General features: G+C 48.1%; 8 protein-coding genes. 5 read left to right on the top strand and 3 right to left on the bottom strand.

The genetic code is table 11. The features are described 5' to 3' along the window. Positions 1–137: 137 nt before the first annotated feature. Positions 138–1,676, top strand: coding sequence for a glycoside hydrolase family 31 protein (locus AB4Z29_RS24725; protein WP_441945653.1), 1,539 nt, complete (start codon positions 138–140; stop codon positions 1,674–1,676). Between the two features lie 24 nt (positions 1,677–1,700). Beyond that, positions 1,701–2,987 carry a Gfo/Idh/MocA family protein gene (locus AB4Z29_RS24730; protein WP_441945654.1) on the top strand — a complete coding sequence of 429 codons (1,287 nt, stop codon included), beginning with the start codon at positions 1,701–1,703 and terminating at the stop codon, positions 2,985–2,987. A gap of 134 nt (positions 2,988–3,121) precedes the next feature. On the opposite strand, the gene AB4Z29_RS24735 is transcribed toward AB4Z29_RS24730, so the two are convergent. From AB4Z29_RS24735 to AB4Z29_RS24745, 3 genes are all read right to left on the bottom strand, one after another. Then, a complete protein-coding gene (locus AB4Z29_RS24735; protein ID WP_441945655.1) occupies positions 3,122–6,058 on the bottom strand; it encodes a DUF4832 domain-containing protein in 2,937 nt (978 codons plus the stop codon). Between the two features lie 218 nt (positions 6,059–6,276). Next, positions 6,277–7,326: a LacI family DNA-binding transcriptional regulator gene (locus AB4Z29_RS24740; protein ID WP_441945656.1), complete on the bottom strand. Its 1,050-nt coding sequence runs from the start codon at positions 7,324–7,326 to the stop codon at positions 6,277–6,279. 141 nt (positions 7,327–7,467) lie between these two features. Further along, positions 7,468–8,385 (bottom strand): ArsR/SmtB family transcription factor, encoded by a 918-nt coding sequence (locus tag AB4Z29_RS24745; protein WP_441945657.1) that lies wholly within the window; start codon positions 8,383–8,385, stop codon positions 7,468–7,470. A gap of 171 nt (positions 8,386–8,556) precedes the next feature. Between AB4Z29_RS24745 and AB4Z29_RS24750 the strand changes: the two genes are divergently transcribed. From AB4Z29_RS24750 to AB4Z29_RS24760, 3 genes are all read left to right on the top strand, one after another. Continuing rightward, positions 8,557–10,047 carry a glycoside hydrolase family 43 protein gene (locus AB4Z29_RS24750; protein WP_441945658.1) on the top strand — a complete coding sequence of 497 codons (1,491 nt, stop codon included), beginning with the start codon at positions 8,557–8,559 and terminating at the stop codon, positions 10,045–10,047. 255 nt (positions 10,048–10,302) lie between these two features. Beyond that, complete coding sequence (locus AB4Z29_RS24755; RefSeq protein ID WP_441945659.1) at positions 10,303–10,860, top strand: dihydrofolate reductase family protein; 558 nt, start codon at positions 10,303–10,305, stop codon at positions 10,858–10,860. Between the two features lie 121 nt (positions 10,861–10,981). Further along, positions 10,982–13,276 carry an ATP-binding cassette domain-containing protein gene (locus AB4Z29_RS24760; RefSeq protein WP_441945660.1) on the top strand — a complete coding sequence of 765 codons (2,295 nt, stop codon included), beginning with the start codon at positions 10,982–10,984 and terminating at the stop codon, positions 13,274–13,276. Positions 13,277–13,622 lie beyond the last annotated feature (346 nt).

The following is a 13,622-nucleotide window of genomic DNA, read 5'->3' on the forward strand; positions in this document are numbered from 1 at the left end:
ACTTTAAATGCCTCATTTTTAAGATTGAATGCCCAAATATTAAGATAAAAAGAGTTTGCATTCATATAAGGATTCATCCATAATATTAGTAAATAATTGCGCAAATTATTTCTTAACATGAATAGGGAGTGTCTGCTATGAAGATCACTGAGCTGCAAAGAGGTCCGGAAGAATTTTGGTGGGGTGGCGTTATAAACGAAGGGCATTTGATGCCCTTTGGCGACCGTCCGCATACGCGTGATTTGCGTATGACGGATGATAATCAAGCTTCTCCCTTATTACTCTCTAATATGGGAAGATATATTTGGAGCGAAGAGCCGTTTACCTTTTCGTTTAATGAGGGCACGATTACCATTAATCACAAACAGGAGATATCCATTGAAGAAGGGCATGAAAGTCTTCAAGGCGCTTATCGGCACGCATGCAACAAATATTTCCCCCCCTCCGGCTTTACACCTGACAAGCTAGCCTTTGAAGCACCGCAATACTGCACTTGGGTAGAAATGTTCTATGAACCGACGCAGGACAAACTTCTCCACTATGCGAGATCTATTATAGAAAACGGCATGCCTCCGGGCGTGTTGATCATTGACGATAACTGGATGCAAGACTATGGAACCTGGGACTTTAATAAGCATAGATTTCCTGACCCTGCCGGTATGATCCATGATTTGCATGAATTAGGGTTTAAAATCATGCTTTGGGTATGCCCATATGTGAGTCCTGACAGCATTACATTCCGGAAATTGCGTGATCTTGGGCTCTTGATGAAGYATGCTGACGGTACGCCTGTCCTGAGAAGATGGTGGAACGGGTATAGCGCAATCATCGACTATACCAGCCTGGACGGAGCCGCGTGGTTTAGACAACAATTAGACAGACTGATCGAAGATTACGGGGTTGACGGCTTCAAGCTGGACGCGGGGGAACCTATCTTGCCTGACCTGATGGATGACGTTGCAGCAGACGTCGCATGGTCACACCCCGTAAGGCCGATGGAAGATTGTGAATCCTATGCTCGTTTGGGAATTGGATACGCGCTTAGCGAATTGCGTATGTGCTGGAAGCTCGGGGGGCAAGCGCTCATCCAGCGGCAACGGGATAAAACGCACTCATGGGAAGCTGCGACTGGACTGAGGGGATTAATCCCTAACGCGATTGCCCAAGGTCTGATGGGATACGCGTTCAACTGTCCCGATATGGTTGGCGGCGGGATGGATGGCGATATTAATTCACCTGATTTCCGTTTTGATTCCGAACTATTTATCCGTTTTGTTCAATGCTCGGCTTTATTCCCCGCCATGCAGTTTTCCATGGCTCCGTGGCGAGTTCTGAACGGCGATGAGCTGGCCTGGTGCATGGATGCGGTACGGATACGAACGGAATTAGGCCCCCTGCTCTCCGAGCTTGCAGAACAAGCTGCGGAAGATGGACTTCCCATCCTGCGCAGCCTCGAATTCGTTTTTCCGCAACAAGGCTTTCATGCTGTTCAAGACCAGTTCATGGTTGGCGAATCCATTCTGGTTGCACCGGTCATGAATAAGGGTCAGATCGCACGAAGCATCCAATTTCCGGAGGGCCGATGGCTCGGTGATGACGGAAGCATAGTCGAGGGCCCTATCCAGCTCGAAGTCCATGCTCCTCTGTCTCGATTGCCCTGGTATAGAAAAAATTGAATCCTTACTTAAGGAGAGCTTCTTATGAAAACGATCAAATTAGCTGTTATAGGAGCAGGAGCAAGAGGTTTCTTATCCTATATGCCATATGTTCAGAGGTTTCCTCGCGAGGCGGAGGTGGTCGCAGTTGCCGAACCAAACAACGAGAGAAGAACGAGGTTTGCGGAAGCATTAAACTTAGGCCCAGAGCAAATCTATTCATCATGGGAAGAGCTGCTGAGCCAGCCTAAGCTTTGTGATGCGATCCTCATCTGCACACAAGATCAGATGCATTATCAGCCTACGATTGACGCTCTTAAAAAGGGCTATCATGTCCTTCTTGAAAAGCCAATGTCCAACAATCCGATGGAGTGCGTGGAAATGGAAAGGATCGCGCGCGAAGAAGGACGCCTGCTCTCGATCTGTCACGTCTCGAGATACACGCCTTTTTGGCAAAAGATGAAACAAATCATTCATGACGGCCTTATTGGGGATGTCATGTCCATTCAACACAACGAAAACGTCGGTTACCTCCACTATGCTCATAGCTTTGTCAGAGGCAACTGGCGGAATGACGCTCTCTCAAGTCCCATGATATTGGCCAAATCTTGCCATGACATGGATCTGATCCGTTGGATCGTCGATGCGGATTGCACGAAGGTCAGCTCCTTTGGTTCTTTGGGCCATTTTCATATCGACAACGCGCCTGCAGGCTCAACCGACCGATGTACGGATGGCTGCGAGGTGGAGCATACCTGTCCCTATTCCGCATTGCGATACTATATGCAGGACATTGAATTAAATCCATTTGCAGCGCTCATAGCAGATCCGCCTACCGAAGCCAATAGAATGAAAGCCATATTGGAGGGCCCCTATGGCAAATGTGTTTATCGGACCGATAATAACGTAGTGGATCATCAGACGGTAAATATGGAATTTGAAAATGGTGCCACCGTTATATTCAGCATGTGCGGGTTTACGCGTGATATGAATCGAATCGTCCAAGTCATGGGGACCAAAGGGGAAGTTCGCGGCGATTTGCTAAGCGGCCGCATTGATCTATTCGAGTTTTCGTCAGGCACTCAATCTGTCATTCAAACCTTAACCAGCAATAGCGGCCATCAAGGAGGCGACGATGGGATTATGCGACAGTTCCTGTCCGACCTTCGGAATGGACGATATCTAGATACCCTGACCTCTGCGGAAGCTTCTCTGGAAAGCCATCTTATGGCCTTCGCCGCTGAAGAATCCAGACGGAGGGAAGGCGCCGTTGTGGACATGAAGCTCTTCCGTCAATCGTTTTCATCAACCGCAGTCAACAACATACGGTGAAAGAATTAAAGACAAGCGAATGACTCTCAACATCGGCTAGCATTCGAAAAGGTAAAAGGAAGACCGGCCCGCAGAACAGCGGGCCGGTCTTGTTTTGTAGGTTTAATTAAACCTGCTGGCGGTCAGATTGCCACTTATTCGAAACGGATCTCATCGATCCAGACCGAGCTGTTGCCTCCATGCCAAAATGTCATCGACAATTGGCCAGGGGCGCTGCGATCTACGCCATTCGATACCAAATCAATTTCAATATCTTTGTAGCTGGTCGTTACCGTATTCCCACTGAAAGCCGCGAACGTTTTGGTCACTCCGCCGATCGTGAGCTGGAAGTGGCTTTGTTCGCCCCCGCTAGCACCTTTGATACGAATGACCATTTTCGAGTAGCTCCCGATGCTCTGGTTGATATCCGTGCCTAACCAGCCGTCGTTGTTGTACTGAAGCTTCAATGCCCCTGATTCAATGACGCCTGCGGTATTAACGAACCCGTTAGCGCTTGACCACTTGCCAAGATCGTTGGCTCCCGGCCAGCCCGGCGAGTTATCGAAATTATCTAACAGCAAGCTGGTTGTCCCGCCGCCTCCTGCATTTGTCTTTACATTTAATGCTGAGCTTGCAGCTGATAGATTGCCGGCTGCGTCTTTTGCTTTCACGGTATACGCATATGCCGTATTGGCATTTAATCCGCTATCTGTAAAGCTGGCCACAGCAGACGTGCCCGTTTGATTGCCGTTTCTGTAGATCACATACTCCGTAACGCCGACATTGTCTGTCGAACCGCTCCATGACAAGCTTACGCTGTTCGCTGTTTTACTCGGCACGCTCAAATTCGTTGGCACAGTCGGTGCTTGCGTATCGCCGGCGCTGCCTCCTCCCGAAATCTGAATGCGGTCGAAATCAGGTGCCCAGCCTGTTGGATTAGAGAAATGGATCGTGTTATTGCCTGCATTCAGCTGTACTTGGGTCTGAACAGTGCCCACCGTAGTCCAGCCTCCCGTGCTTGGCAGATTGAGCGTGGATGCTGATCCTCCGTTTACGCGCAGCTGCGCGGAACGAGCCTCGCCGCTGAGGTAAGAAACCGTCATCGTATACGTTCCTGCAGCTGACGCGCTTATTCCGTTAAATTGCAAAGTACCGTCGTTATTCCCGACATACCCTACCTTCGAGCTTCCCGAGCATGTGGCGCACGCGGAAACGATTGCTGCTCCAGTCCGAGTATTGCTTACGGCCTCCGCTTCATAGGCTGTTCCGGTCCCGCTTCCACCGGAAGCGTTTGTGGTCGCGCTTACAGAACTGCTGTTGCCAGATACATTCCCCGCCGCATCCTTTGCCCTTACAGTGTAGCTGTAATTCGTGGACGAACTTAACCCGGTATCTGTAAAGGCATTGGTACTCGAAGAGCCTACCGATACACCGCCGCGGTAAATATCGTAGCCGGTGACGCCGACATTGTCGGTTGAAGCCGACCACGTCAGGCTGACGCTGCTCGAAGTCGTCCCGCTTACCGCAAGATTCCCCGGCGTGCTTGGCGCCTGAGTATCCGCGCTTCCTCCTCCGCTGTAGCCGCCATCATATGCCGTTTGGGTTAGGTTATACGAAAGCGTATTGTCTGATTTCAACAAATCGAAAGGCCCGATGTTCTGATTAGCAGGGTCCATACCGATTCCTACTTTGCCGAGCGGCGTTCTGCCGCCTGTATAATAGTTGGTATTGGCAAATCTCGCGCTTGGTTTATACCCGTAAGGGTCAAGAATGGAAAGCGCCAATGTGTAGGTTCCTGCCGGAACATTGGCAGGGATCGTAAATGCGCCGGAAACCTGCTGAACGACAGGCGCTTGATTGTATTGGCGCGTTGTGCTGTTCCAATTGTCACCCGGCATCCAATTCCGGATATCCACGTTGTTGAAAATCCCCTTCCAAGCTACCGTGCGGTCGCTTCTTAACAAGCTGGCTTCCACAGGCCAGTTGTAATAGAAAGGAGCCGACCCTTTGTTCACGACTTGAAAGGCTACATTCATTGATCCGCCGGGCTGCACGCTGCCCGAGAATGTCGCTTGATTGACGACGAAGCGGTATCCGAATTCCTTCTGCATCAAGGCTGCCCCTTGCGAGACAGCCGAGTTGCCGGCATCGTACAGGTCAATCCAGCCCAGGCTGGTTGTATGTGTTTTTTTGATCCAGTCGATCACGAAGTTCCGATGGTTCGGATCGCTTAACGTGTCGTTAGGCGAATCGCCCGGCTGAATATCCTTTTGCCCCCAATCGTAAGCTACCTCGCCCCCGTTAACCTGCGTTCTCCAGACATCTCTAGCGACAATGCCCTCTCCTCCGGACAGATCGTCGATTAAGGCGAAGGAATCCCATAGAAATCCGAAGTTATAATTTTGGAATGTATCGGGATACCGCACTTGAACCTTCTTGTTCTGAAAAGCTTGCGTGGCAGCATCGCCTAATGCCGTCTGGAAGCTGAGTGGAATCCGGTCCGTATTGTCCGCCATCTTATCTGGCCAAATATGATGCTCTCCCCAATTCCCCCACAGCCCTAGCTCAATATAGGCGACTCTGGGATCGTTGTCCCAAGCCTGTCCGAGCTTCTGAATGAAAGCGGTCAGACGATTTTTCAACGTCTCCGACGTCCATTGCGTCGTCACATCGCCATGAGGAACGCCTTGCGGCCAAAACTCTCCTCCGTTCGGATAGACGATGAAAACGCGTGGAATCACCTTTTTATTCTGGCTTTCTATTCCTGCCCAAGCCGTATTGCTCCAATCCTTGATCTTCTGAACGGAGTCGGACGCCGCATTCTCCAGATCCGTATATTTGATATAGTGCTTAAACACGGTTCCATACTCCTGATTCGAAAAGCTGGTGTCGTTCATGAAACGTGTAGGCCTAAATCCCTTAAAGGGATTTTTGTAAGCCTCTTGCGTCTCCGTCAAATTTACGCTGATCGGACCGACAGCCGCCGACGCCGAATTACCGAACGGTACCGCCAAAGAACCTCCTGTCAGCAAAACAAATGACAACAACATGGTAAACGCTTTCAAAACGGGCTTTGAAAAACTTCTTCTCATCAACATCCCTCCCATATTTTAAAAGGTTTGAGCAAATAAATTGCGCAAACTTTTGCGTTTTTAGTATATTCTAACATCGCTCTCTCCGTCAATCAAATAATTCCGGCTCGCGAATACCCTTGCACATAAATCGATTTTTTGCAGGATCGAACGCCAAATAACCGTCCTCAGACGGTGATGATCTCTGAGGGACGGTTATTGCGGAACTTTATGTCGTTCTACACTTTAGTTGACACTTTAGCGCATGATTCCCGTACAATTAGCTCCGTTTTTAACCCGATGCTAACCTCCGAGATATTTTTGTTCGTAATCAGCTCTGTAAGTACTTTCACAATGATCGAGCTTATATCGTATCTAAACCTTCGAACAGTCGTGAGCGGCGGAACCATGAACTCCGATAGCTTCAAATCATCAAATCCAACTAATGAGACATCCCTCGGAATACGGATGTTCAGCTCGGCCAATCCCTTCATAGCCCCAAAAGCAATAATGTCGTTCAACGTAAAAATAGCCGTTATAGACGGCTCTTCGCTCATCAATTGCTTCACTGCCTCATATCCATGAGCAGGATCGAATGCACCCAATACGACATGGCTTTCCATCCACGGCAGCTTAAAATCGCGAAAAGCATCTTTGCAGCCGTCGAGACGGTTTACGTTCACGAGGTGGTTTTTGGGCCCCGCTATAATCCCGATTTTCTGATGACCCAATCCATGCAAATACCGAATGACCTCATAAGCGCCTTTACGGTTATCATAGTCAATATAGTTGTGACCGATCTTGTAGGTTCTTCCATTCGTAAGCAAATACGGAATTTCGAGTCTTTCAAGCTCTTCAAACAACTTGTCGTTGACAATAGGATCAAATATGATGGCTGCGTCCGCTTTTCCCTCGCCCAAAAGCTTATAGGCCGGAGAGGACTGCAAATCTGTGCTGTGTTTCACAATATCAATCTGATGACCGTATGCTTCGAACTCTTCCTTTAAGTGATTCAAGTCGGCAGAGGTAGACGGGTCATTATCGAAGAAATCATTATGGCCTGGGATGATTACGGCTATCGTATAGGGGGTTCCTGCCAGCTGGGAGGGAGAGACGCCCGGTTTTAGATGCTCATTGGCAATATCCAATACTTTCCTGCGGGTCTCCTCACTGAAATTGCCTTGATTGTTAATGATCCTGGACACTGTACTAATCGAAACGTTTGCCTTTTTTGCAATTTCTTTAAGTTTGATACGCGCCCCTCCGATCCTTACGAAACTTTTTTGCACAATAAGGAAATTATAGCGTTTATTAACGCACTCAGTCAATCATGCGCAATAACTCATGTTACTTTAGCGGCTCTATCCTTTTTATCGCATCAGTTCGTGACAGAGCTGGCGAGAATACAGGCAACCACACGGCTGATCGAATTAATCATCATGGTTAAGATGAACCCGAATGACAATATCCTGATCGTGATTGCCGAATCCCGCACCATAGAGTGTCAATCCTCCTACATGAACAGCATGCTCATCAACCGCAAAGCGAAGCGTCCAGAACGGCTCCTGCAGCTTAATATCCTTGAGAGTCACGTCCGACATACGTTCTTCATCCATAAATGTACCCGCTGCGTCAATTCGAATCGTTTTCAATAGCCCGTATTGATTGACATTCCGATGCCACCAATCAGGTGTAAGCCTCCCCCTCGCAGCTCTTCCAAAGTCAGCCGGACTCGTCCACGTGCCCAGTGAGATGCCGTTGAGCGTGAACGCAATATCAGACGGCCAGTAGTCTCTTAAGCCTGGCGCTTCCGAAGCAATCTCCATTGATATTTCAATGGCGTCTGCAGATTGGTCTGCAAGCAGATAGTTAGGCATTTTGTATTCAACATAGCCCCGCCCAAACCACAGAATGGCGGCGTGAACCCGCTCGGGATCAAGAAAATACCGCGGGTCATCCCATACCCCGATCTCTTTCTCGAGCGTGCCAAGCCCACAAGTAGGATATACCTCAAATGCAGTGTAATGACCGACCGAAATACGCTGTTCTTTCACCTTCGCGGGATGTCCGAAGAACGGCAGCTCAATCTCAATGCTTTTCTGTTTGAGAAAACACATTTTGTGCGTCCCCCCGTCCAATCGTACCCTTTGGCTTCCGATGAGTCCCGCTTGTTCGAGTTTTCGGATGTGCATGGTTACGATAGAGGGACTGAGTTCTAAGTGATTCGCAATATCCTTCACGTTCATTTCATTGCCAGCAAGGAGACTCATTATTTTCCATCTGACCTCACTTGCCAACGCTTCATACAAAGGCATGAACTTCGCTTCCCCATTTGCTTTGATTATCATCCTAATCTCCTGACTGCATGCGATTGAAATCATATATTTATGAATTTAATAGAATTAACAGGAATCTTCAAGTCTAATCTATTGTAACAATCTCAACAATAGTGTTTAATTCCCTTAGTTGTTGATCACATTAAATTTATATAAACATGAATTTAGGAATGAGGAGGATCTATGAAATACAATAATCCGGTTATCAAAGGATTCTATCCAGACCCTAGTGTATGCAAAGTAGATGACAGCTATTATCTGGTTTGCAGCTCCTTTCAATACTTCCCTGGCGTACCGATTTTTGAGAGCAAAGACCTGATTAACTGGACGCAAATCGGTCACTGCCTAACCAGAGAGAGTCAGGTTCAGCTCAGCAAGGTGGGCAGCTCCGGCGGTGTTTTTGCCCCAACGATACGTTACAATAACGGAAGATTCTACATGACCACGACCAATGACACCACTCGTCAGAATTTTTATGTATGGACCGACGATATTTACGATGAATGGTCTGAACCGGTCTATGTGGAACAGGGAGGCATCGATCCCGACTTGTATTTTGAAGATGGAAAAGCCTTCTTTATGAGCAACGGAAAAGATGATAACGGGGTAGGCGGCATTGTTCAGTGCGAAATTGACATTGAAACGGGCAGCAAATTGACGCCGAGCCGTTCCATTTGGCGGGGAACAGGCGGACGCTATTTGGAAAGCCCGCATTTGTATAAAATAAACGGCCTGTACTATCTGATGGCGGCTGAAGGCGGAACGGAATATGGCCATATGGTCATCTATGCGAGAGGGGAAACAACTTCCGGTCCGTTTGAAGCTTATCCGAATAATCCCGTGCTGACCAACCGCAATCTTGGCGGTTATGAGCTGCAAGGTGTTGGCCATGGCGATCTGGTTCAAGATAACGAAGGAAATTGGTGGATGCTTCATCTGGGCTTCCGTCAAAGCGGCCAATGGCTTACCTACCATCATCTCGGACGCGAAGTTTTCCTTACACCAGTTACCTTCAATGAGGATGGCTGGTTTACAGCAGGGCATAACGGCACCACGCTTACGAGTTTTGAGATTGATCGGAGCTCTAATTTTGTCATCCAACAAGAGAAAAAGATTTTCACCTTCGAGAATACAAATTGGAATTTGGATTGGTGCTATCTCCGTCATCCGATTGCAGAGAATTACCTCCTAGAATCCGATAAAGCAACGCTTAAAGGAACTGCTGTGACGCTGGATACTCCAGCATCACCGACTTTTATCGGCATACGTCAAAGAGACTTCAACGCAGCCATATCATGCGATGTCAGCCTCACCCACGGAGAAGCCGGCATTACCCTTTATATGGATGAGAACCATCATTATGATCTAGCTATACGTAAAGCTGGATCCGGATATAAAGTTATTGAGCGCCTGAATATCGGAGATATTAAATCCATTGAACATGAAGTAGACCTCGGGACTGACAACCATGCCACTCTGATCATACAGGCAAGCCATGAGCGCTATAGCTTTCTCATTCATACAAACGGAAAGGATACTCTCTTAGGCACCGCACAAACCAGATACCTATCCTCTGAGGTAGCAGGAGGATTTACAGGCGTCCTCATCGGGTTATATGCTTACGGGGAAGAAAGCAAGGCCGAGTTCTCAAGCTTTAAGTGCGAATATTTATAAACTACTCTTATGGATTGATAGGAAAAGATAAAGCCGGTTTTCAGGATGATCCTGAATAACCGGCTTTTTGTATGATTTGTTTTAAATTAATGCTGTACATCCGGATTGGGCAAAATCCCGTGCCGGACTTAGCGATTCCAGATTTTTTTATTGGTTTCATAATTAAAAAGATATTCTCTCTTTTATAAATATGACATAAGGTGACGTATTTGATATCTATAATGGGAGGTAGATTAACGAAAGGAGTAACCAATCATGAAACGAAAAATAATTTTAGATTTAGCTGTTACTTTAGATGGTTTTATTGAAGGGAAAAATGGTGAAGTCGATTGGTGCATTATGGACGCTGAGCTGGCGTTTAATCAATTTTTAAATCAAATTGATACCATTTTATATGGAAGAAAAAGCTATGAATTATGGGGACAATTCACTCCGGAAATTGCACATACGGATGCTGAAAAAGAATTTTGGGAATTGGTTCATAGTAAAGAGAAATATGTGTTTTCCAGGTTGCAAATGGGGACTGACAATAAAGCAATATTCATAAATGATCGTATTCTCGAAAAAGTAAATGAATTAAAGAATAAGTCTGGCAAAGACATCTGGCTATATGGAGGAGCAAGTCTTATTACAACTTTTATCCATTTAGGACTTATTGATGAATTTAGACTATCTGTTCACCCTGTTGTTTTGGGAGAAGGAAAACCGCTGTTTGTAGATATAACACAGAGATTGAATTTAAAAATGGTTCAAACAAGAACGTTCTCCTCAGGCGTTGTACAACTCATTTATCATTGGGATGGGAAGTCATAACATTGTACATTCCCATGGCTATCCAGGTGCCAAACAAACTCTATCTGCACGGAGAACATTCGTCGACTCATGGCTTCTGTTGTTACAATTCGACGTTTTACTTTGAAAGTTCAGAAAATAGATGTCGGAGGTGGAGTCAGTGAACGTCAATGATATCGTAATTGTAGGAGCACGCGAGAATAACCTGAAAAACGTGAATGTCCGCATCCCGAAGCGAAAAATCACGATCTTCACCGGCGTCTCGGGCTCGGGCAAATCCTCTCTGGTCTTCGACACCATCAGCGCCGAAGCTCAGCGGCAGCTTAACGAGACATTTTCCTCATTCATCCGCAATCGGCTTCCCCGGTTTAGTCAGCCGGATACCGATCTCATCGAGAATTTATCTACGGCGGTAGTGATTGATCAGAAAAGGCTCGGCGGCAGCTCCCGTTCGACTGTCGGCACGATCACGGATATTTATGCAATGCTCCGGCTGCTGTTCTCCAGAATCGGTAAACCATTTGCCGGCAATTCGCATGTTTTCTCATTTAACGACCCGGCTGGCATGTGCCCGGAATGCTCCGGAGTCGGACAGGTAGTGCAATTCGATGTGGACAAGCTTCTTGATAGGTCCAAATCGCTGAATGAAGGCGCAATCCTGTTCCCCGTATTTAAAGTAGGAAGCTGGTACTTGAATACGTATACCCATTCCGGCTTGTTCGACAACGACAAGAGGCTCGAAGACTATACGCCGGCAGAATGGGATACCCTCCTCCACGGCAAAGAAAGCAAGATTGTATACCACACTAAAGGCGGCGATATTGAATCGGATTATGAAGGTCTGCTGCCCAAGCTTACCCGCCTGTATTTAAAACGGGACAGCAGCGAGATGTCCGATGCCAAACGCGCAACCCTTAACCGTTTTCTATTCAATAGGGAATGTAACCTTTGCGGGGGGAGCCGGCTTAATCAAGCGGCCTTGGAATGCAGGATTAACGGCTACAACATAGCCCAATGCGCGGCTATGGAGATTGGAGAGCTAATACGTATGATCGAATCCATTCGGGAACCCGTTGCCGGCCCGATGATGGACGGGATTCTGAACCGGCTGAACCATCTGGTTTCCATCGGGCTGGAGTATTTGAGTCTGGATCGACAGACCGCAACTTTGTCTGGTGGAGAATCGCAGCGCATCAAGATGGTCCGTCATCTGAGCAGCAGTCTTACCGACATGATCTACATTTTCGACGAGCCGAGCGTCGGACTGCATCCGCGGGATGTCCATCGGCTGAACGGTATGCTGCGGCAGCTCCGGGACAAGGGGAATACCGTACTCGTCGTTGAACATGACCGCGAAGTCATGGAGATCGCCGATTACATCATCGATGTTGGACCTTATGCGGGAGCCCTCGGCGGAGAAATCGTCTACGAAGGCGACTTTGCGGGCTTGCTTCGAGCGGATACCTTGACAGGACGGTGCTTGAAGCAAAGCCTACCCTTAAAAACTTCAACGAGGGTGCCTAAGGGTCGGATGACCGTAGCTGGCGCCAGCATGCACAATCTGAAGGCTATGACCGTCGAAATACCCGTCGGTGTGCTGACCGTGGTAACGGGTGTAGCCGGCTCAGGCAAAAGTACGTTTATTAACGGAGCATTCCTACCATCGCACCCCGAATCGATCGTTATCGACCAGTCGGCCGTGGGCACATCCATCCGCTCCAATACGGCCACTTATACGGGGATGATGGACGAGATCCGGCGGCTGTTCGCAGCCGCCAACAAAGTGAGCGCAGCGTTGTTCAGCTTCAACTCCAAGGGAGCCTGCTCCAACTGTCAGGGTCTCGGGATGATATACACGGATTTGGCCTTTCTCGAGCCCATAAGGACGACATGCGAAATATGCGCGGGCAAGCGGTTCAGCGACGAAGTGCTGCAGTATAAACTGAACGGAAAATCCATCAGCGACGTCCTTGCTATGACGGTCCGAGAAGCTTCGGCGTTCTTCAGCGGGAAGGAATTGCTCCGTCAAATGCGGACACTTGAGGATGTGGGTCTCGGATACGTAACGCTGGGCCAGCCTCTGAGCACCTTGTCGGGCGGGGAATGCCAACGCATCAAACTGGCCGGGGAACTTCACAAAGAAAGCAGTCTCTATGTTATGGACGAGCCGACAACCGGACTGCATATGTCCGATATCTCGCGTCTGATGGACATTATGAACCGCTTGGTCGACGGAGGCAATACGGTGGTGGTCATCGAGCACAATCTGGATGTGATTAAGAGCGCGGATTGGATTATTGATATGGGTCCCGAGGGCGGCCACCGAGGTGGTCGAATTGTATTCGAAGGCACTCCTGTCCAGCTTGCTGCTGCCGAGCATTCGATAACAGGGGCGTATTTGCGCAAGACAGAAACCGGCCAGGGATCATCTTCCTAACCCGAATGGCTTCTACTGTAGAAAGAAAATAAAGGACTAGACCTGCTTCGTAATCATGCATAGCAGCGTCGCAAGCATGCACAGCAGCGTCGTATTGCCGCTCCCGATGCGACCAACGAGCCCACTTTTCGCCGTTATTCAGCTCAAAGGTTACGTTTTCCAATACTTGTTGTGCAGCGTTATACTTTTTAACATTTTGGAAATTGATCGTTAACATGCAGGCTCCTCCTTATGCAAGGCCCTACCGATCCTTGGCCCATAAAAAAAGGACGCAGGGAAAATTCCCTGCGTCCAATCCAGTTCGATCCTTTCAGGTTATGATAGGCGCCTTCTTGCGAGTTGTGAT

It is taken from the genome of Paenibacillus sp. 2TAB23, from assembly GCF_052115165.1.
GTDB lineage: Bacteria > Bacillota > Bacilli > Paenibacillales > Paenibacillaceae > Pristimantibacillus.